Consider the following 20506-nt stretch of genomic DNA (forward strand, 5'->3'; position numbering starts at 1 on the left):
ACTGGCACCATCGACGGCATGATGCAGGGGTGCCTGAACGGTTCGCGGACGGCCGCTGACGGCGTGGCCGTGCCGCTGACACCCGAGTCGACGGCCGACTCGGCCGCCGGAGCCGTGGCCGCCGGGGCGACGGACCTCCATGTCCATCCCAAGACGCCCTGCGGACAGGACACGTTGTCGCCGCGGGTGCTCGCGACGACGCTGTCGGCGATCCGGGCGCGAGTGGCGGTGCCCGTGGGTGTGACCACGGGCGCGTGGACGGAACCCGACCCGGCCGCCCGGCTGGAGCGGATCCGCGGCTGGACCGTCCTGCCCGACCACGCCTCGGTCAACTGGCACGAGCCGGGGGCCGAGGAGACGGCCGCGCTGCTCATGGAGCTCGGAGTGGGCGTGGAGGCCGGTATCTGGTCGGGCACGGACGGGGCGGAGCGGTTCGCGGCCTCGCCGCTCGGGCCGAAGGTGCTGAGGGTCCTGGCGGAGGTGACGGACCCGGACCCGGTGAGCGCGGCCGACTCGGCACGGGGGCTGCTGTCCGGCCTGGGGTCCGCGCACGGCCGTCCCGTGCTGCTGCACGGGGAGGAGGAAGGCGCGTGGCCGGTGCTGCGGCTCGCGGGGCGACTGGGGCTGGCGACCCGGGTCGGGCTGGAGGATGTGCTGGTGCGGCCCGACGGGGTGCGGGCGCGGTCCAACGCGGAGTTGGTCGCGGTGGGGCTGGTGGAGTACGGGCGGCGGTGAGGTGACCGGCTTCGACGAGGCACGCGTGCCCGCGGGCAGGTGCGGTGCGCTCAGGCTCGGCCTCGACGGTCCGGTTCCACAGGTGCGGAGCGCTCAGGCGCGGCCCCGGCGTTCCCGTTCCACCAGCAGGCGGGAGCCCGCGCGCCGTTCGCCGAACGCGTCGTCCGGGTTGGACAGGACACAGGAGTCGAGGGAGAGGCAGCCGCAGCCGATGCAGTCGGCGAGGTGATCCCTCAGGCGGTTCAGCTGCTTGATGCGCTCTTCCAGCTCGGTGTGCCAGGCCTCGGAGAGGTGCGCCCAGTCCTCCCGGGTGGGCGTGCGCTCCTCGGGGAGTTCCGCGAGCGCCTCGCGAATCGTCGCCAGCGGGATGCCGACCCGCTGCGATGCCCTGATGAACGCGACGCGGCGCAGCGTGTCACGGGAGTAGCGGCGCTGGTTGCCCGAGGTCCGGCGGCTGCTGATCAGGCCCTTGGACTCGTAGAAGTGCAGGGCGGAGACGGCGGCGCCGCTGCGCGCCGCGAGCTGGCCGACCGTGAGCTCGTGGATCTTCTCTGGAATCCGGTGCACCCCGCGAACCCTACCGAGTCCGTTGACACAGCCACCGCGGCCGACCATGCTAAGCAGTCGCTTAGATATATGAGGGCGCAGACTCCCCGCACACGAGAGGCCTGGAAGACATGGCAGAGCCGAGGATCTTCACGTCCGTCGACGACCTGAAGTCGGCGGTGGGCGAACAACTCGGGTACACCGACTGGCTCGACATCGACCAGAAGCGCATCGACCTCTTCGCGGAGGCCACCGGTGACCACCAGTGGATCCATGTCGACGCGGAGAAGGCCGCCGCCGGCCCGTTCGGCACCACCATCGCGCACGGCTACCTGACCCTGTCCCTGCTGCCCCTCTTCGGGCCGCAGCTGATCGCCGTCGAGGGCGTGAAGATGGGCGTCAACTACGGCACCAACAAGGTGCGTTTCCCCGCCCCGGTCCCCGTCGGCTCCCGGCTGCGCGCCACCGCGACGATCAGCGGCGTCGACGAGGTTCCCGGCGGCGTCCAGGTGGCCGTCGCCTTCAGCGTGGAGCGAGAGGGCGGCGACAAGCCGGTCTGCGTCGCCGAGTCGGTGGCGCGCTACTACTTCTGAGACCGGGGCCCGCTCCGGGGCCGGGGCCCGCTACGGGGTCGGGGGCCTGCTCCAGGGCCGGGGCCCGGTGTCCCTCAGGCCGTCCGGCCCCGGGCTCCGACCATCCGCAGCACGAGGTCGGCGTACAGCTCGCCGACCTCCTCCGGCGTCCGGGGCCCGTCGACGTTGAACCACCGCGCCACGTCGATGCAGAGGGACAGCACGGCCAGCGTGGTGCCGTGCACGTCGATGACGTCGAACTCGCCCGACCGCACGCCCTCCTCGATGATGCCGCGCACCTCGCCGTCGACCTCGCGGCGCAGCGCGAGGATCTCGGCGCGGGCGTCGGGACCCAGCGATTCGAGTTCGTACTGCACGACGCGCGCGGTGGTGCGGCCGCCCGCGTGCCAGCGCACGAAGGAGCTGACCGCGTCGGCGAGCCGCTCGGTGGGGGTGCCCTCCCGCCGGGACGCCACCTGCAGGATCTCCAGGGCCTTCTCGTGCCCGATCCTGCTGATGCGGTGCAGCAGTTCTTCCTTGGTCTTGTAGTGGATGTAGAGCGCAGCCGGGCTCATCCCGGCGCGGCCCGCGATGTCGCGGGTCGTCGTGGCGTGGTAGCCGCGCTCGGCGAAGGCCTCCACCGCGGCGACCAGCAGCCGCCGCGCCGCGTCGGGCGTGACCTCGCCCCACGCCTGCGCCTCGCCGCCGGCCGTCTCCTCCGCCGTACTCATCGCTCGCCCCTCTCCACTGGCAGGAGCAACACCATACCGCCGAAGGTGAGCGAGCGCTTAGTGTGGCCGCTCAGCGCTTCTCGAAGGGGGTGTACGCGGGAGCGGCGCCCTCCTGCCGGTCCCGGATCACCTTGGCCAGGGTGAAGGAGGACGTGACCAGGTAGAGGACGGCGATGGCGAGGAAGGCCCGCACCCAGGCGTCGGCGCTCAACTGGTAGATGCCGATGGCCGTGGCCGCCATGGCGACGGCGAAGGAGGCGACGGCCTGACCGTAGAAGGCGGCCGTGTTCTGCTGCTTGCCCGGTGTGTCACTCATGGGGGAAAGCATCGGCGGACGTGGTCCGCGCCACATCCGCCGAGATACTCAGAGAGGTACTCAGAACGCCGAGACGCCCGTCAGCGCCCGGCCGATGACCAGCTTCTGGATCTGGCTCGTGCCCTCGTAGAGGGTCATCACCCGGGCGTCCCGCAGCAGCTTGCCGACCGGGTACTCGTCGATGTAGCCGTAGCCGCCGAAGACCTGGAGCGCGTTGTTGGCGGCACGGACGGCGGCCTCCGAGGCGAACAGCTTGGCCTTGGACGACTCCACTGCGAACGACTGCCCCCGGTCGATCAGGTCGGCGACCCGCCAGGTCAGCAGCCGGGCCGCGTCGACGTCCAGGGCGATGTCGCTGAGCAGCTCCTGGACGAGCTGGTGGTGGGCGATGGTCCTGCCGAACTGCTCCCGCTCCCCCGCGTACCGCACGGCCGCGTCCAGGGCGGCCTGGGCGATGCCGACGCAGCCCGCGGCGACGGACATCCGGCCCTTGGCGAGGGCCGACATGGCGATCGAGAAACCCTTGCCCTCCTCCCCGAGCAGGGCGGAGGCCGGTACGCGCACGCCCTCCAGGACGAGTTCGGCGGTGGCCTGGCCGCGCAGCCCGAGCTTGCCGTGGACGGTGCGGCGGGTCAGGCCGGGCGTGTCGGTGGGGACGAGGAAGGCGGAGACGCCCTTGTGGCCGGGGGCGTCCGTGGAGCGGGCGAAGAGCAGGACGACGTCGGCCCAGGTGCCGTTGGTGATGAACATCTTGGTGCCGTCGAGGACGTAGTCGTCGCCGTCCCGCACCGCGCGGGTCGCCAGACTGCCCGCGTCCGAGCCGGTGCCGGGCTCGGTGAGGCCGAAGCAGCCGACCGCGGCGCCGGAGGTCAGACCGGGCAGCCAGCGCCGCTTCTGCTCCTCGCTCCCGAAGGCGGCGACGGTCTTGGCGACGAGCCCGAGGGAGACGGAGACGATGCCGCGCACGGACGAGTCACCCCGGCCCAGCTCCTCCGTGACCAGGCAGTACGCGAGGTGGTCGCCGCCGGAGCCGCCGTACTCCTCGTCGATCGTCAGGCCCAGGAAGCCGACCTCGCCGAGCTTCTTGACGATGCCCCGGTCGACCTCCTCGGCGCGGTCCCAGGCCACGACGTGCGGGGTGATCTCGCGCTCCACGAAGTCCCGCGCGAGCTGCCGGGCCGCGCCCTGCTCTTCGCTGAGCTCCAGATTCACCACAGGTCACCCCACTGAAAGCCGTAAGTGTAGCTTTAAATTAGCACTGCTAGTTTCTCGGTGCAGCCCTACTATGTGCGCCATGGCCCGACCGCGCAAGCCCTTGCTCAGCACCGACCGGATCGTCGAGACGGCCCGCGCGCTCGTGGACGCGGAGGGACTGGCCGCCGTCTCCACGCGGCGCCTCGCCGCCGAACTGGGGGTCAGCGGGCCCTCGCTGTACAACCACTTCCGCACCAAGGACGAGATCCTGGAGGCGGTCGCCGACTCGGTGAGCGGCCAGGTGGACCTGTCGATGTTCCAGGACGGCCGGGACTGGCGGACCGCGCTGCACGACTGGGCCGTCTCCTACCGGGCCGCGCTGCGCGACCACCCCAACATCGTCCCGGTGCTGGCCCGCGGCCCCGGCCGCCGCCCGGCGGGACTGCGCCTCGCGGACGCCGTCTACGGCGCGATGGTCGCCGCGGGCTGGCCGCCGGCGCAGGCCACGTCCATCGGCGCGCTGATGCGGTACTTCGTGATGGGCTCCGCGCTCGGCTCCTTCGCCGGGGGCTTCGTGGACGACGCGAACGCGTACGACCCCGCCGACTACCCCCACCTCCAGCAGGCGCACCTCCTCGCCGAACGGCAGGAGAAGATCGACGAGAGGGCCTTCGAGACCGGGCTGACGGCCCTGCTGGACGGGCTGGCGCGGCAGTTCGAGCAGGTGCGGCGCACGCCGTAGCGACGCTTCGGCACCGGCCGAACCGTCCGTGTCCCATGCTGGAAGGCATGACGACGAGGGATCCGCAGGCGGTGGCCCTGGCCCGGCTCGCCGCGCTGTTCGCGGACGAGACCCGGGCCGCGTGCCTGCTGGCGCTGCTCGACGGACGGGCCTGGACCGCGAGTGAGCTGGCGCGGCACGCGGGCGTCGCCGCGTCGACGCTGAGCGAGCACCTGGGCCGGCTCGTCGGGGGCGGACTGCTCGCCGAGGAGCGGCAGGGCAGGCACCGGTACGTCCGGCTGGCCGACGCGCGGGTCGCGCAGCTGCTGGAGGACCTGGCCGCGCAGGTCACGCCCGGCACGACCGTACGGCCGCGCACCCTGCGGGAGTCGAGCGCCGGCTCGGCGATGGCCCGTGGCCGCACCTGCTACGACCATCTCGCCGGGCGGCTCGGCATCGCGGTCACCGACGCGCTGACGGCACGGGGTCTGCTGGAGCAGGAAACGGGGTTCGCGCTCACCGACGCGGGGCTGACATGGTTCGCGTCGGCCGGGATCGGCCTGGAACGCCGGGGTCGGCGGCCGTTGGCCCGGGGATGTCTGGACTGGACCGAGCGCCGTCCCCATCTCGCGGGCGTGGCGGGCGCCGCGCTGTGCCGGCACGCTCTGGACTCGGGGTGGTGCGTGCGCATCGGCTCCGAGCGGGCCGTGAAGGTGACGGCGGCGGGCGAAAGGGCCCTCTTCGATCTGCTGGGCGTGGCGGCGACGACCCTGCGCTGAGACCCCGAATCCAATCCCCTGAGCGCTACGGCCACGACCCTGCGCCGAGACCCCGAATCCAATCCCCTGAGCGCTACGGCCACGACCCTGCGCCGAGACCCCGAATCCGATCCGCTGAGCGCTACGGCCACGGCCCTGCGCCGAGACCCCGGAACGGGCCCCGACCTGCCGCGACACTCGTCGGTCAGCCCGCACCGCACCGCCCGAAAACCGCGAGCGTTCGCCCCTGCGCGCCCCCTAGCCTCGGAGACATGATGATCAACTCCCCCCGCCCTCCCGCCCGCCGCGCGGATCTGCTGGCCGCCGGTGCGGCCGCGGTGACCGTCGTGCTGTGGGCCTCCGCCTTCGTCTCGATCCGCAGCGCGGGTGACGCGTACTCACCGGGGGCGCTGGCGCTCGGACGGTTGCTGGCCGGGGCACTGACGCTGGGGGTGATCTGCCTGCTGCGGCGGGAGGGGCTGCCGCCGCGCTCGGCCTGGCGCGGGATCGCGATATCGGGCGTGCTGTGGTTCGGCTGCTACATGGTCGTCCTGAACTGGGGCGAGCAGCAGGTCGACGCGGGTACGGCCGCCCTGGTCGTGAACACCGGCCCGATCCTCATCGCGCTGCTCGGTGCCCGGCTGCTCGGCGACCCGATGCCGCCGCGGCTGCTGGCGGGGATGGCCGTGTCGTTCGCCGGCGCCGTGACGGTGGGTCTGTCGATGTCGGGCGAGGGCGGTTCCTCGGTGCTCGGGGTGCTGCTGTGCCTGCTGGCGGCCATCACGTACGCCGCCGGTGTCGTGGCGCAGAAGCCGGCACTGGGCACCGCGAGCCCGTTGCAGGTGACGACGTTCGGGTGCCTGGTCGGCGCGGTGCTGTGCCTGCCGTTCGCCGGGCAGCTGGTGCAGGAGGCCGCCACGGCGCCCGCCGCCGCGACGCTCAACATGGTGTACCTGGGCGTCTTCCCGACCGCCCTGGCCTTCACGACCTGGGCGTACGCCCTGTCCCGGACGACCGCGAGCCGGATGGGCGCGACGACGTACGCGGCGCCCGCACTGGTCGTGCTGATGTCCTGGCTGTTCCTCGGCGAGGTGCCGGGGGTACTCACGCTGGTCGGCGGTGTGCTGTGCCTGGCGGGCGTGGCGGTGTCCAGGTCGCGGGCGCGGGCAGCGGCTCGGGCCGTGGCTCCGGGAGCGGTTCCGGAGCCACGGCCCGAGGAGTCAGCGGACTCAGCCCGCTGACTCGGCCTTCGCCTCCGGCTCTGGCTGCGTCTCCGGCGCGGCCTGTGCCTCGGCCGCGCGCGCCCGCGCCGCGAGGATCCTGATCGACACCAGGGCGATCACCGAGAGCACCACGATGTAGCCGGACACGGCCATCGAGGTGCCGGTCGCCTCCAGCAGCAGCACCATCATGAAGGGCGCGAGCCCGCCGCCCGCCACGGCCGCGATCTGGTAGCCGAGGGAGGCACCGGTGTAACGCATCTCGGGCGTGAACAGCTCGGCGAACAAGGCGGCCTGGGGGCCGTACATGATGCTCAGGAAGCAGCTCGCGACGAACGTGCCGACGGCGAGCCACAGCAGCGAGCCGGTGTCGATCAGCAGGAAGAGCGGCACGGCCCACAGGGCGATGCCGGCCGCTCCGAAGGCGTAGATCCGGATGCGGCCCACGCGGTCGGACAGGGCCGCGGCGGCCGGGATCAGCACCAGCTGGGTGAGGCTGACACAGAGCGAGACCATGAGCACCGGGCCCTTCTTCATGTCCAGTTCCCGGGTCGTGTAGTCCAGGACGCCCGTGATGAGGATGTAGAAGGTGGCGGTGTTCACGGCGAAGGAGCCGCCGGCCAGGAAGACGGTGCCGAGGTGGCCGCGCAGGATCGTGCGCAGCGGTGAGCTCTGCTCGGTCTTCTCCTTCTCGGCGAGGGCCCGTTCGGCCTCCCGGAACGCCGGGGTCTCCTCGACGCGGGTGTGGATGTACCAGGCGAGGGCGAGGACCAGCAGGCCCACCAGGAACGGCACCCGCCAGCCCCAGGCCGCGAACGCCGAGTCGGTGGTGAGCGCGCCGGCCAGCAGGAAGACTGTGTTGGCGGTGACCACGCCGATGGGGACGCCGAGCTGGACGACGCTGCCGTAGACACCGCGCTTGCCTTCCGGGGCGTACTCGGTGGCCAGGAGCATCGCGCCGCCCCACTGGGCGCCGACGGCGACGCCCTGCGCGACCCGGAGCAGGACGAGCAGGATCGGGGCGGCGACGCCGATCGTGTCGTACGTCGGCAGCAGGCCGATGGCGGTCGTGGACACGCCCATCAGGGTGAGGGCGAGGACCAGCATCGGCTTGCGGCCGCGCTTGTCGCCGAGATGGCCGGCGACGATGCCGCCGACGGGCCGGGCGAGGAAGCCGACGGCGAAGGTCGCGAACGAGGCGAGAACGCCTGCCGTGGCGCTGCCGGCGGGGAAGTAGAGGTCGCCGAGCACGAGGGCGGCGGCGATACCGAAGACGAAGTAGTCGTACCACTCGACGGCCGAGGCGAGCGCCGCCGCGGTGGCGACCCGGCGTCGGTTGCCGACGGCGGGCGTGGTGGTGACGGGCTGAGCGGAAGGTGCCGTGTCCATGCGGTGCACGCTCCGGTGGGTGCGGGGGACGGAACGGGGGGTGGCTCGAGTTCCGGGGAACGTACTGACCGGACGGTATGGACGTCAACGGGTCGCGCACCAGGACTTTTACCTGTGGTTGGCATCGACCACGGGCCCGGGCACGCCGAAGGCCCCGGCCTCGCGCGGAGGCCGGGGCACCGCGATCGCGGGCTAGAACACCACCAGGGCCCGGCCGCCCTTGCCCGCCAGCATGTTCTCGAATGCCGCCGGAATGCCGTCCAGGGAGATGCGTTCCGTGACCAGCGCGCTCAGGTCGAGGCGGCCCGCCCGGACGTGCTCGGCCAGGACCGGGAGGTCCTGCGCCGGATCGGAGTTGCCGTAGACGCAGCCGGAGAGGGTGCGGCCCCAGTGGAAGATCTCCAGGGCGTTGAAGGTGACCTGCTGGTCCGTGCCGCCGATGCCGACGACCGTGGTGCGGCCGCCGCGGCGGGTGGAGTCCCAGGCGGTGCGGATGCTGACCGCGCGGCCCGCGCACTCCACGGCGACGTCGACGCCCTGCTTGCCGGTGAGGCCGCGGATCTCGCGGGCGGTGGTGTCGGAGGCGACGACGTAGTCGGTGGCGCCGGCCGCCCTGGCCAGCTCCTCCTTCCCGGCGGACACGTCCACCGCGACGATCTTCGAGGCACCCGCGATCCGGGCCGCCTGGAGGGCGGCGAGGCCCACTCCCCCGGCGCCGAACACCGCGACCGTCTCACCGGCCCGGACCCGGGCCGAGTGGTGGACGGCGCCGTAGCCGGTGAGGACGGCGCAGCCGAGGAGGGCCGCGTCGGTGAGCGGCACACCGTCCGGGACCGGCAGGACGCAGGACGCGGAGACGACCGTCTCCTCGGCGAACGCGGCCACGTTCAGGCCCGGATGGAGGTCGGCGCCCTCGGATGTGCGGGCGTAGACGTCGGCGGCGCCGCTGAGGGCGTTGGCGCACAGCCACACCTCGCCGAGCGTGCAGGCGTGGCAGACGCCGCAGGACGGGGCCCAGTTGAGGACGACACCGTCGCCGGGTGAGACGTGGCCGACCCCCTCGCCGACGGCGACGACCGTGCCGGCGCCCTCGTGTCCGAGGACGGCCGGGACGGGCACGCGCATGGTGCCGTCGGACAGGGACAGGTCGGAGTGGCAGACCCCGGCGGCGGCGAGCCGGACCCGGACCTGGCCGGGGCCGGGGTCGGGAAGCTCGATGCCGGTGATCTGGAGCGGGGAGCCGACGGCGGGCAGGACGGCGGCGCGGACAGCCATGACGGAGGGACTCCCCTGGGCTAGAACTGGAGGGACTTGGTCTGGAGGTACTCGGCCAGGCCGTGCACGCCGAGTTCGCGGCCCACACCGGACTGCTTGTAGCCGCCGAAGGGGGCGAGAGGGTTGAAGCGGCCGCCGTTGATGTCGACCTGGCCGGTCTCCATGCGGCGCGCGAAGGCCACCGCCTCGGCCTCGTCCCCGGCCCAGACGGCGCCGGCCAGGCCGTAGACGGTGCCGTTGGCGATGCGCAGGGCGTCCTCCTCGTCCTCGTAGGCGAGGATCGACAGGACGGGGCCGAAGATCTCCTCCTGCGCGATGGTCATGTCCTCGGTGACGTCGGCGAAGACGGTCGGGCTGACGAAGTACCCCTCCTCGCGGGGGGCTTCGGGGCCGCCGGCGACCAGGCGGGCACCCTCCGCGACGCCCTTCTCGATGTAGCCGCGGACCCGGTCCTGCTGCTTGGCGTTGACGACGGGACCGATGCGGTCGCCGTACTTGGCGGCGGCGGCCGCGGCGAGCTCGACGGCCTCGTCGTACCGGTCGCGGTGGACCAGCATCCGCGTCCAGGCGCTGCACGTCTGCCCGGAGTTGGACATGACGTTGGCGACCCCGACGTTGACCGCCTTGGCCAGGTCGGCGCTCGGGAGGATGACGTTGGCGGACTTGCCGCCCAGTTCGAGGGCGACCTTCTTGACCTGCCCGGCGGCGATCGCGGCGAGCTGCCGGCCGACGGCGGTGGAGCCGGTGAAGGAGACGAGGTCGACACCGGGGTGCTCGGCGAGGGCCTGGCCGGCGACCGGGCCGAGACCGGTGACCAGGTTGAAGACGCCCGCCGGGATGCCCGCCTCGTGCACGGCGTCCGCGAAGAGCCGGGCGACCAGCGGGGTGTCCTCGGCGGGCTTCACCACGATCGTGCAGCCCGCGGCGAGGGCCGGGGCGACCTTGGCGACGATCTGGTGCAGCGGGTAGTTCCAGGGCGTGATCGCGGCCACGACACCGACCGGCTCGTGGTGCACGACCGAGTTGCCGGTCTTCTCCTCGAAGGCGTACGTCGCCGCCAGCTCCGCGTAGGAGCCCGCCACGGCGATCGGCACGCCCGCGTGGACGGCCTGCGAGAACTTCAGCGGCGAGCCGAGTTCGGCCGTGACGGTCTCGGCGATCTCGTCGGCGCGGGCCGCGAGCACGTCCCGCAGGGCGGCCAGGCGTGCCGCGCGCTCGGCGGGCGGGGTCGCCGCCCAGTCCGCGAGGGCGGCGCGGGCGGCCCGTACGGCGGTGTCGACGTCCTCGGCGGTGCCCGCGGGGACGGTGGCGATGACCTGCCCGTCGACCGGGTTCACGACCTCGATCACGTCCTGGCCGGCGGCGGGGCGCCAGGCGCCGTCGATGTACATGCCGTCGTGTGCCTTCATCGCGCTTCCTCCGGTGCGGGGCGTCGTCGTCCGACACATAAACTAGCGGCGATAGTTTTCCGGCGCCAGACGTCCCGGGGCGCCGGGACCCGGATGCCGCCGGGTCATCACAGCACGGCGCGGGTCCCGTCCGAAGGTGCCGCTCCTCACTCCCCCAGGTCGGGCTGGCGCGCCGGATGCGGGCAGATGCGGTCGCCGTGCCGGTCGAACACGAAGAGGTGGGCGAGGTCCACGAGGAGCGGCACCTGCATGCCGTGGCGCAGGGCCAGGTCCGGGGTGGTGCGGACGATGAGATCCCCGGGCAGGCGGGCGTCGGCGGTCGCGGTCCGCTGTGGGTCCTCGGGGCGGTCCAGGGCGATCACGGGTCCGGCGCGTCCGACCCGTACGGCCCCGGACCGCTCCCGCAGCCGGGTGAGGACCGAGCCGTCGCGGCGTCGCCGGGCGGGGCGGCCGGCGCGCGGGCGGGGGGCCTCCAGGTCGGGGACGACGGCCGGGCTGGACCCTGTGTCGAAGTGGACGAGGATCTCGTGCCCTTGGAACTCCACGTGCTCGACCAGGCCGGTGATCGGCACCTCGCCGGGGCGGGCGGAGCTGTGGTTGGCGATCCGGACGGCCTCCGAGCGCAGGCCGACGATGACCTCGCGGCCCTGCTGGACGCGCAGCAGCTGGTGGTCGAGGGAGAGCGGCTCCGGCAGGCGCAGGAACTGCTTGCCCAGGCTGATGGTCATCGCCCCGTCGAGCGGAGCACGCACCAGGCCGCGCAGCAGATTGATGCGCGGAGTGCCGATGAACGCGGCGACGAAGACGTTGCTGGGCAGTGCGTAGACCGCGCGGGGGCTGTCGACCTGCTGCAGCACACCGCCGCGCAGCACCGCGACCCGGTCACCGAGCGACATGGCCTCCGCCTGGTCGTGGGTGACGTAGATCGTGGTGACGCCCAGCTCCTGGGTGAGGCGGGATATCTCGGCCCGCAGATGGGTGCGGAGCTTGGCGTCGAGGTTGGACAGCGGCTCGTCCATCAGGAAGGCGGAGGGGTGGCGGGAGATGGCCCGGCCCATCGCGACCCGCTGGCGCTCACCGCCGGACAGCTGCCCGGGCAGACGGTCGAGGAGGTCCTCGATGCCGAGCATGCGGGCGGTGGCGTCCACCCGGGGGCGGTGGTCCACGCCCGGGGACTCGATGCGCAGCGGGAAGCCGATGTTGTCGCGGGTGGTCATGTTCGGGTAGAGGGCGAAGTTCTGGAAGACCATCGCCATGTCCCGGCCGGAGGGCGGCAGGTCGTTGGCGTACTGGCCGTCGAGCAGCAGCCGGCCCTCGTCGATCTCCTCCAGTCCCGCGATCATTCGGAGCACGGTCGACTTGCCGCAGCCGGACGGGCCGAGCAGCACGAGGAACTCGCCGGGCGTGATGTCCAGCGTCAGCCGGTCCACCACGCGGGGGCCCCGCGAGTAGGTCTTGCTCACGTCGTGCAGGGAGATGGCGCGTGTCATGAGGGGCCCCCGAGGGGTCATCAGGGCGATGGTGCTCCGCGGTCGGAAGTCCCGTGCGGGTCGTACGGGGCTGTGGGTCACGGAAGTTAACGGAATGTGTGCGGCCAGGGGAAGACATCGGGCGAGATCGGGGGCTTCGGTCCATCTGGTGAGAAGGCGGACGGCCGATCCGGCCGTCGCGCGGGGCCGCCGGGCCGGGCCGGGTCAGCGGATGCCGGTGAGATGGGCGAAGACGACGAGGTTTCCGGAGTAGCCCTTCCTGCGGTCGTAATTGCCGCCGCAGGTGATCAGCCGCAGCTCGGGGCGGCCCCGGGCGCCGTACACCTCCTGGCTCGGGAAGTGCGCCTTCTCGTACGACTTGATCCTGTCGACCGTGTAGACGGCGATCCGCCCGTCCGCGCGGCGGGCCTTGATGATCCGTCCCCGCTTCAGCTCGGTCAGCCCCGCGAAGACCGCGGGCCCGCTGTCCGTGTCCAGGTGCCCTACGGCCACGGCAGTGCCCCGCTCGCCGGGCGAGGCGCCGTGCCGGTACCAGCCGACGAGCTTGGGGTCGTCGTCCGGCGGGGCGGTGAGGCGGCGGTCGCGGTCGAGTCCGAGGTCCATGACCGGGGCGTCGAGGTCGAGGTAGGGGATGAGGAGACGAGTGGCCCGGGAACGGGGCAGGGGCCGGAGGCCGGCCGACGGGCGGGGCTTGCGGACGGCGGGGGCGGCGCGCTGCGGAGCGGGGCGCGGGGTGGTGGCCGGGGGTCGGCCGGGGGGCGTGGCGGGCCTGGCTCCGCGGACCCCTGGTGCGCCGGGGCCAGGGGCGCGGGCCCCGGAGGTGGCGGGACCCGGGGCGCGGACCCCGGGGGTGACGGTGCCGGGGCTGCGCGATCCGGGTGTGCGGGGCCCGGGAGTGCGAGCCGGTGTCGTGGCTGATGCGGGGGGCTTGGCCGGGCCGGTGCGAGTGCCGGGGGTGGGATCGGCCGGGCCGGCCGGGCGGGCAGCGGTGTCGGGGGCTCCGGGCACGACGCTCCTGCCCGGTCCGGAGGTGCCGGGCAGGGCGGCCGTGCCCGTGGGGGACACGCCCGTGGGGGACGCGCCCGTGGGGGACGCGCCCGTGGGGGACGCGCCCGTGGGGGACGCGCCCGTGGGGGAGGTTCCCGGCGGCGCGGCCTTGCCCGTGGGGGGCGTGCCCGGCAGGGCGGCCGTGCCCGTGGGGGGCGCGCCCGGCAGGGCGGCCGTGCCGGGGCCGACCGGGCGGGCACCCGTGCCCGGGCCTTCGCCTGTGCCCGTGCCCGACGGCCGGCCGGCCGTGCCGGAGCCGGCCGGGTGGGCGGCCGTGGTGAGGTCCGGTGGCAGGGCCGTGACCGTCGTCGCGCCGGGCTCTTCGCCCCGGCCCCAGCAGACCCCGGCCACCACCAGCAGCGAGACGGCCATCGCGATCGTCCGCGCCAGCCGGAAGGCACGTGTCCGGTACCAGGGCCTGCGCGACCGCCGGGGCCGCCCCCCGGGCACGCCGGCGGGCGCCGCGTACCGTCTCGCCGGGACGGCGCCGGTGCCCGGGCCGGAACCGCGCCCGACCACCGGGGCCGCGGCACGCCCGGCCCCACGCCGAAACTCTCCGACCTCGTCACGGCCGGTCCAGCGCCGCCCCGACGGCACTCGAGCAGGGCCTCGCTCTCCCCCGCGCCGAACGACCGGCGCACCGCCAGGCCAGGAGCCGGGCCTGGCCCGCAGGCCGGCGCCGGAGCCCCGCCTCGCCCCGGGAGCCGCTCCGGACCCGCTTCCGCCCCCACGCCGCTCCGTCGGCACATCGACGGAATTGGAACCCACCCCACGCCGAACCGCCGAGGCGGCGCCGGACTCAGCACCGCCTCCCCGCCGCCTCGACGCCCCGGCACCAAACCCGGCACCATCCCCGCGCCGCCCCGACGCCCCGACATCGAACCCGGCACCGCCTCCCCGCCGCCTCGACGCCCCGGCACCAAACCCGGCACCATCCCCGCGCCGCCCCGACGCCCCGGCACCAAACCCGGCACCATCCCCGCGCCGCCCCGACGCCCCGGCATCGAACCCGGCAGCGCCAGCTCGCCGCCTCGGCCCCCCGGCATCGGACCCGAGCGGGCCCCCGCCCCGGCCCAGCGGGGCGGGGCCATCCGCGGAACCCGGCCTACGCGGCGCCATGGGGGCGGCGACGGAGCCGGAACCAGACCGTCCCGGCGACGGCGGCCAGACCGACCGCGGCCGCGCCGGTGACCGGCGTGAAGGCCTCACCGCGGGCGATGCCACCGCCACCCGCGGGCGGGCCGCCGACCGGCGTCGCCGGCTTGGAGGTGGCGCAGTCGACCTTGAACACCTTGAACTTGCCGGCGCCGTGGGCCAGGTTGGTGAGCCACGTCAGCTTGTACTGCCCGTTGGGCAGATCGATGGCCTCGGTACGGCCCATGCCGGTCGGGTCGGCGACGAAGCTGCCCGTGCGCGTGGCGCCGCCCGGGACCTCGGGCTGGGTCTGGATGGTCCAGTTGACCTGCTCACCCGCGTCGAAGTTGAACGCGGCGAGATAGAAGTCGCAGACCTTCGGGTCGTTGCGCTGATTGACCGCGGCCGTCGTGCTGGCATGGATCTTGACGTCTCCGTTGTCCCCCGGGAGGGGAGCGGCGACGGCGGACAACCCGCTCAGGGTGGTCCCTGCGAGGATGAGGGCGGCGAGGACGCCGGTGCGGGCGCCGGCGCGACGCGCGAGGGGTACGACGGGCATGAACATGCCTCCAAGTCAGATGATTTTCATACAAACACCTCGTCACCTGACTCTCTGGCACCTCACCGTCGAAAAGACCGCAGCACCGCCCTACGACGCGTCAGATATCGCTCTTCCGGCGCAGCGGCACCCCGCGCCCGAGGCCCCGCCGCCCCTCACCGCCCTCACCGTCCGACTCCCTCGGCCCGTCCGCCTTCGGCCAGTCCGCCTTCGGCCCGTCCGTCCCTGTCCGGCACGTCCCGGCCGCCCGGCTCATCCAGCTCGCCCGGTTCGTCACGCTCACCAGGCTCACCCGGTTCATCCGGTTCGCGAGGCGACCGCACGGCGACCCCGGAGGACAGCAGCAACAGCACCCCCAGCATCACGAACGGCGCCGCCACACCCGCGACCCCGGCGATCAGCCCGGCCGCCGCGGGCGCGGCGACCTGGCCGAGCCGGTTGCCGGTCAGGCGCAGGGCCAGGGCCGTGGAACGGGCGTCGTCGGGGGCGGCCTGGACGACCGTCGTCATGGACAGCGGCTGGCCGACCCCGAGGCAGAAGCCGAGCGCGACCAGCAGCAGTCCGAGCGCCCACACCGGCACCGGAAGGGCGACGGCCGCGCACAGCAGGGCCGCCAGCAGACAGGTGAGCGTCAGCAGCCGGGGCCGGCCGAGGAGCCGCAGCAGGGGCGTCAGCACCAGGCGGCAGGCGATCGTCGCCGCCGCGCGCAGACTGAGCAGGACGCCGATCACGGACGGCGCGATGCCCCGGTGCTCGCCGACCACCGGCAGATAGGCGGTCAGGATGTCGGTCGCGGACAGTACGGCCAGGCTGATGAGGATGCCCGCCGGCACACCGCGGGTGCGCAGGATGCCGCGGACCGGGACCCGGTCCCCCTTGTCCGCGCCGGACGAGGACTCCGTACGGCGATGCTCGATGCGCCACAGCGAGGTGAACGCGACGGCCGCGGTCGCGCCCGCCACGATCAGGGCGAGCGCGCTGCTGCCCGCCATGTCCTCACCGCCGATCAGCGCGCCCGCGGCGACGGGGCCGACCAGCTGGCCGAGGGCGGCGCCGATGGTGAAGTGGCCGAAGTTGCGATCCTGTTCGTGGGGCGCGGACTGGCGGGCGACCAGGGACTGGGATCCGATGACGAAGCACAGGTGCCCGAGACCCATCACCCCGCTCCACAGGGCCATCGTCCACAGGGAGCCGGCCACACCGCTCAGGGCGCAGCCGCCGGCTATGAGCACCACGCCGACCGGCAGCAGGGGCGCGCAGCGGCCGTGGTCGGTGCGGCGGCCCAGGGGCACGGCGGCGAACAGGGGCAGCAGCGCGTACACCCCGGCGATGACACCGACGGCGCGCTCGTCCGCGCCCAGCGCGAGGGCCCGGTAGGAGACGGCGGGCCGGGCCATCGACACCGCCCCCTGCGCGAAGCTGAAGGCGATGACGAGGCGGAGCAGCCAGCCGCGGTTCCCACCGGGCCTCACGATGACGTCCTCCATGAAGTGGTTCAGATGATCCCGAACAGCATGCCCGCGCCGAGGATGACCAGGCAGGTGAGGGCGGCCCACTTCACGACGAACTTGGTGTGGTCGCCGAACTCGACCTTGGCCATGCCGACCAGGACGTAGACGGCGGGGACGAGCGGGCTGGACATGTGCAGCGGCTGACCGACCAGCGAGGCGCGGGCCATCTCCAGCGGGGTGACGCCGTGCGCGGCACCGGCCTCGGCGAGGACGGGCAGGACACCGAAGTAGAAGCCGTCGTTCGACATGAAGTAGGTGAGCGGCAGGCTCAGGACGCCGGTGACGAGGGCCATGTGCGGGCCCATGCTGCCGGGGATGACGTCCACCATCCACTTGGCCATGTGGTCGACCATGCCGGTGCCCTGGAGGACGCCGGTGAAGACGGCGGCGGCGAAGACCATGCCGGAGACGTTCAGGACGTTGTCGGCGTGGGCGGCCAGGCGGGCCTTCTGGTCGGGGATGTGCGGGAAGTTCACGGAGAGGACGAGCGCGGCGCCGATGAGGAACAGCACCGGGATGGGCAGCCACTCCATGATCATGGCGGTGAGCAGGCCGACCGTGAGCAGCGCGTTGAACCAGTACAGCTTGGGGCGCAGGGTGGCCCGGTTCGGGTCGAGGCCCTGGAAGGTGTCGTCGTCACCGGAGGCGTCCGAGCCGGCGGAGGCGGCGGAGGCGGAGCCCGTGCCGCCCGCGGGGGCGTCCGTGCCGGAGCCGGCGGCGGCCGCGCCGCCCTTGCGCATCGAGACCTTGCCGTCACCGGAGGCGCCGGAACCGACGAGGACCGTCTCGGTCTCCTTCTCCTCCTCCAGCACCTCGTCCAGCGTCAGCACGCCCAGCCGCCGGCGCTCACGCACGCCGAGCACGTAGGACAGGACGAACACGAAGGCCAGGCCCACGAGGAGCGCCGGGATCATCGGGACGAAGATGTCGCTGGCGTCGAGCTTCAGCGCGGTCGCCGCGCGGGCGGTCGGGCCGCCCCAGGGGAGGGTGTTCATCACGCCGTTGGCCATGGCGGCGACACCGGTCATCACGACCAGGCTCATCTTCAGGCGCTTGTACAGCGGGTACATCGCCGAGACGGTGATCATGAAGGTGGTCGAGCCGTCGCCGTCCAGCGAGACGATGGCGGCGAGCACGGCGGTGCCGACGACGATCCGCATCGGGTCGGCTTTACAGAATTTGAGGATTCCGCGGACGATCGGGTCGAAGAGACCGACGTCGATCATCACGCCGAAGTAGACGATCGCGAACATGAGCATCGCCGCGGTGGGGGCGAGGTCGGTCACGCCGTCGAGGACGTAGTCGCCGAGGTGGGCGCCCTTGCCGACGAACACGCAGAACAGCGCGGGAATCAGCACGAGCGCCGCGATCGGCGACATCTTCTTCATCATGATCAGGACCAGGAAGGTCGCGATCATGGCGAAGCCGAGGATGGTCAGCATGAGTGGATACCTAACGTTCGCCCTTGAACATCCCACCAGGGCCGGCGGTTCCCGAGACGTTAGGTCCCGTCAAGCAGCGTTAACAAGACGTTGACGTGCGAGCAATAAGCGCAAAACTGCTGGTCACAGCTTTGCTCAGGTCAGAGCGGTGAGCTTTTCGGTCACCGGAGCACATTCGGCGGGGCTCGCGGGGCCGACTTCGACGGGCACGCCGTTGAGAACCGCGTTGCCCGACAGCGGGTCCAGAAGGCGTCCGTCGAGGAGCTGGTTGACGTTGACGCCGGGCTCCTTGGAGGCGTGGCCGAGTCGGGCGCCGGGGCGGTCGTGACCCCAGCCGTGCGGCAGGCTCACCACGCCCCGGCGAACGGTGTCGGTGACCTCCGCGGGCGCGACGACCTCTCCCCCGGCGCCCTTCACGCGCACGGCGGCCCCGTCCTCGACGCCCAGCCGCTCGGCGTCCTCGGGGTGGAGGTGCAGGGTGCAGCGGTTGGAGCCGCCGGTGAGGGCGGGCACGTTGTGCATCCAGCTGTTGTTGGAGCGCAGGTGGCGGCGGCCCACCAGGACCAGTCCCTCGGGGCGTTCGGCCAGGGCGGCGCGCAGCCGCGGCAGGTCGGCCGCGATCGGGCCGGGGAGCAGTTCCACCTGTCCGCTGCGGGTCTTCAGGGGCTGCGGCAGGCGGGGCCGCAGCGGGCCGAGGTCGATGCCGTGCGGGTGGGCCAGGAGCTTCTCCAGGCTGAGTCCGTCGGGCCGTGCGCCGAAGCCGTCGCCGTAGGGGCCGAGGCGCAGCATCATGTCGAGCCGGCGCTCGGGGCCGGTGTCGCCGGTGAGCCGGCCGGCCAGCTCGCGCGGGTCGCTGTCGTATACGAGCGAGTGCGGGTCCTTCACAGCCTTGCCGAGGGTCTGGTCGATGACCATCTGGTCGACGGCAGCGGGATCGGCCCCGTGCATACCGGTCACGGCCAGGATCAGCCGGGCCAGGATCTCCGTCTCGGCCATGCGGCCGGGCTCCAGCGGGATCGCCGGGCGCGTGTAGCGGACCTGGTTGCGTACGGCGAGGGTGTTGAAGGCGAAGTCGTGGTGGGGGCTCTGGGAGGGCGGGGGCGGAGGCAGGACCACGTCGGCGTGGCGGGAGGTCTCGTTGAGGTAGGGGTCGACGCTGACCATGAAGTCGAGCGAGTCGAGCGCCTTGTCGAGCCGGTCGCCGTCGGGCGCGGACAGCACGGGGTTGGCGGCTACCGCGATCAGCGCGCGGACCGGTTCGCCCTCCTCGGTGGCGGTGTCGATCTCCTCCGCGAGGGCCGACAGGGGCAGCTCGCCCTTGGCTTCGGGGTGTCCGCTCACCCGGGAGTGCCAGCGCCCGAGGGCGAAGCCGCGGCCGGGCCCGGCGGGGCGCGGGGTCCTGTCGGTGGCGGCCTGCGGGAAGAGTGCGCCACCGGGCCGGTCGAGGTTGCCGGTGAGGATGTTCAGGACGTCGACGAGCCAGCTGGCGAGGGTGCCGTGCGGGACGGTGCAGCTGCCGATCCGGCCGTAGACGGCGGCGGTCGGGGCGGCGGCCAGGTCGCGGGCGAGGGCGCGGATGACGCCGGCCTCGACGTCACAGGCCCCGGCGACGGCTTCGGGGGTGAACTCGGCCAGTTCCGCGACGAGTTCCTCGACGCCCTGCACGTGCTGTATCGGCTCGACGAGGCCCTCGTCGAAGAGCACCCGTGCCATCGCCGCCAGCAGCAGCGCGTCGGTGCCGGGCCGGACGGCGACGTGCCGGTCGGCGAGCTTCGCGGTGCGGGTGCGCCGCGGGTCGATCACGACCAGGGTGCCGCCCCTGGCCTTCAGCGCCTTGAGCTTGCCCGGGAAGTCGGCGGCGGTGCACAGACTGCCGTTGGACTCCAGCGGGTTGGCGCCGATCAGGAGCAGATGGTCGGTGTGGTCGAGGTCGGGCACCGGGATGGCGTTGGCGTCGCCGAAGAGGAGGCCGCTGGAGACGTGCTTGGGCATCTGGTCGACGGTGGAGGCGGTGAAGACGCTGCGGGTACCGAGTCCGGCGAGCAGGACGGCCGGGTAGAGGGCGCCGGCCATGGTGTGCACGTTGGGGTTGCCGAGCACGACCCCGACGGAGTTGGGGCCGTGGCGCTCCACGACGGGCCGGACACCGGCGGCGACCGCGTCGAAGGCCTCTTCCCAGGTGGCCTCGCACAGTTCCCCGTCCCGGCGCACGAGCGGCGTGCGCAGCCGGTCGGGGTCGGAGTCGACCGCCCCGAAGGAGGCACCCTTGGGGCAGACGAACCCCCGGCTGAACACGTCGTCGCGGTCCCCGCGGGCGTGGGTGACGCGCGTGCCCTCGATGGTGAGTGTGAGGCCGCAGGTGGCCTCACACAGGGGGCAGATACGCAGGGCGGTGCGGGACACGGGTCCTCCCGGGGCGGCGGCTACGGTGACGCGCTGACGCGCCCGAGCATACCG

The 20506-nt window shown here is 73.2% G+C and carries 18 protein-coding genes; 5 read left to right on the top strand and 13 right to left on the bottom strand.

Translation table 11 applies throughout. The annotated features are described in order from the left end of the window. The first annotated feature begins 18 nt into the window (after positions 1 to 18). Positions 19 to 735, top strand: a complete 717-nt coding sequence (locus ACFCXS_RS23105) for a 3-keto-5-aminohexanoate cleavage protein (RefSeq protein WP_376645292.1) — start codon at positions 19 to 21, stop codon at positions 733 to 735. Positions 736 to 828: 93 nt separating this feature from the next. On the opposite strand, the gene soxR is transcribed toward ACFCXS_RS23105, so the two are convergent. Then, entirely contained in the window at positions 829 to 1302 is a 474-nt protein-coding gene (gene soxR, locus ACFCXS_RS23110) for a redox-sensitive transcriptional activator SoxR (protein WP_376645215.1), read from the bottom strand. Positions 1303 to 1412: 110 nt separating this feature from the next. On the opposite strand from soxR, the gene ACFCXS_RS23115 reads away from it, so the two are divergent. Then, positions 1413 to 1874: a MaoC family dehydratase gene (locus ACFCXS_RS23115; RefSeq protein WP_104778600.1), complete on the top strand. Its 462-nt coding sequence runs from the start codon at positions 1413 to 1415 to the stop codon at positions 1872 to 1874. A gap of 74 nt (positions 1875 to 1948) precedes the next feature. Here the strand turns inward: ACFCXS_RS23115 and ACFCXS_RS23120 are convergent, their stop codons facing one another. The 3 genes from ACFCXS_RS23120 to ACFCXS_RS23130 all read right to left on the bottom strand — a co-directional run bounded on the left by ACFCXS_RS23120 (position 1949) and on the right by ACFCXS_RS23130 (position 4112). Beyond that, complete coding sequence (locus ACFCXS_RS23120; RefSeq protein WP_376645216.1) at positions 1949 to 2584, bottom strand: TetR/AcrR family transcriptional regulator; 636 nt, start codon at positions 2582 to 2584, stop codon at positions 1949 to 1951. Positions 2585 to 2654: 70 nt separating this feature from the next. Continuing rightward, positions 2655 to 2900, bottom strand: a complete 246-nt coding sequence (locus ACFCXS_RS23125; protein WP_361310509.1) for a YiaA/YiaB family inner membrane protein — start codon at positions 2898 to 2900, stop codon at positions 2655 to 2657. 60 nt (positions 2901 to 2960) lie between these two features. Next, entirely contained in the window at positions 2961 to 4112 is a 1152-nt protein-coding gene (locus ACFCXS_RS23130; RefSeq protein WP_376645217.1) for an acyl-CoA dehydrogenase family protein, read from the bottom strand. Positions 4113 to 4185: 73 nt separating this feature from the next. Here ACFCXS_RS23130 and ACFCXS_RS23135 point away from each other — a divergent pair, with 73 nt between their 5' ends. The 3 genes from ACFCXS_RS23135 (at position 4186) to ACFCXS_RS23145 (ending at position 6814) form a co-directional block, all read left to right on the top strand. Continuing rightward, complete coding sequence (locus ACFCXS_RS23135) at positions 4186 to 4836, top strand: TetR/AcrR family transcriptional regulator (RefSeq protein WP_376645218.1); 651 nt, start codon at positions 4186 to 4188, stop codon at positions 4834 to 4836. A 35-nt stretch (positions 4837 to 4871) separates the two neighbouring features. Then, positions 4872 to 5594 (top strand): ArsR/SmtB family transcription factor, encoded by a 723-nt coding sequence (locus tag ACFCXS_RS23140; RefSeq protein ID WP_376645219.1) that lies wholly within the window; start codon positions 4872 to 4874, stop codon positions 5592 to 5594. A 251-nt stretch (positions 5595 to 5845) separates the two neighbouring features. Then, positions 5846 to 6814 carry a DMT family transporter gene (locus ACFCXS_RS23145; RefSeq protein ID WP_376645220.1) on the top strand — a complete coding sequence of 323 codons (969 nt, stop codon included), beginning with the start codon at positions 5846 to 5848 and terminating at the stop codon, positions 6812 to 6814. Here the strand turns inward: ACFCXS_RS23145 and ACFCXS_RS23150 are convergent. The 9 genes from ACFCXS_RS23150 to ACFCXS_RS23190 all read right to left on the bottom strand — a co-directional run bounded on the left by ACFCXS_RS23150 (position 6803) and on the right by ACFCXS_RS23190 (position 20452). After that, entirely contained in the window at positions 6803 to 8182 is a 1380-nt protein-coding gene (locus ACFCXS_RS23150; RefSeq protein ID WP_376645221.1) for an MFS transporter, read from the bottom strand. The genes ACFCXS_RS23145 and ACFCXS_RS23150 overlap by 12 nt on opposite strands. 192 nt (positions 8183 to 8374) lie before the next feature. After that, positions 8375 to 9457 carry a Zn-dependent alcohol dehydrogenase gene (locus tag ACFCXS_RS23155; RefSeq protein WP_376645222.1) on the bottom strand — a complete coding sequence of 361 codons (1083 nt, stop codon included), beginning with the start codon at positions 9455 to 9457 and terminating at the stop codon, positions 8375 to 8377. A gap of 20 nt (positions 9458 to 9477) precedes the next feature. Continuing rightward, positions 9478 to 10866: an aldehyde dehydrogenase family protein gene (locus tag ACFCXS_RS23160; protein WP_376645223.1), complete on the bottom strand. Its 1389-nt coding sequence runs from the start codon at positions 10864 to 10866 to the stop codon at positions 9478 to 9480. A 146-nt stretch (positions 10867 to 11012) separates the two neighbouring features. Beyond that, positions 11013 to 12356 carry an ABC transporter ATP-binding protein gene (locus ACFCXS_RS23165; protein ID WP_376645224.1) on the bottom strand — a complete coding sequence of 448 codons (1344 nt, stop codon included), beginning with the start codon at positions 12354 to 12356 and terminating at the stop codon, positions 11013 to 11015. Positions 12357 to 12560: 204 nt separating this feature from the next. Continuing rightward, positions 12561 to 13775, bottom strand: coding sequence for a class F sortase (locus ACFCXS_RS23170; protein ID WP_376645225.1), 1215 nt, complete (start codon positions 13773 to 13775; stop codon positions 12561 to 12563). Between the two features lie 733 nt (positions 13776 to 14508). Further along, positions 14509 to 15096 carry a hypothetical protein gene (locus ACFCXS_RS23175; protein ID WP_376645226.1) on the bottom strand — a complete coding sequence of 196 codons (588 nt, stop codon included), beginning with the start codon at positions 15094 to 15096 and terminating at the stop codon, positions 14509 to 14511. Between the two features lie 164 nt (positions 15097 to 15260). After that, positions 15261 to 16568: an MFS transporter gene (locus ACFCXS_RS23180; RefSeq protein ID WP_376645293.1), complete on the bottom strand. Its 1308-nt coding sequence runs from the start codon at positions 16566 to 16568 to the stop codon at positions 15261 to 15263. Between the two features lie 23 nt (positions 16569 to 16591). Next, positions 16592 to 18049, bottom strand: a complete 1458-nt coding sequence (locus ACFCXS_RS23185) for a CitMHS family transporter (protein WP_376645227.1) — start codon at positions 18047 to 18049, stop codon at positions 16592 to 16594. A gap of 135 nt (positions 18050 to 18184) precedes the next feature. Next, on the bottom strand, positions 18185 to 20452 hold the full coding sequence (locus tag ACFCXS_RS23190; protein ID WP_376645228.1) for a molybdopterin oxidoreductase family protein: 2268 nt from the start codon (positions 20450 to 20452) through the stop codon (positions 18185 to 18187). Positions 20453 to 20506: the final 54 nt, after the last annotated feature.

Source organism: Streptomyces sp. NPDC056373 (assembly GCF_042262425.1).
Taxonomy (GTDB): Bacteria; Actinomycetota; Actinomycetes; order Streptomycetales; family Streptomycetaceae; genus Streptomyces.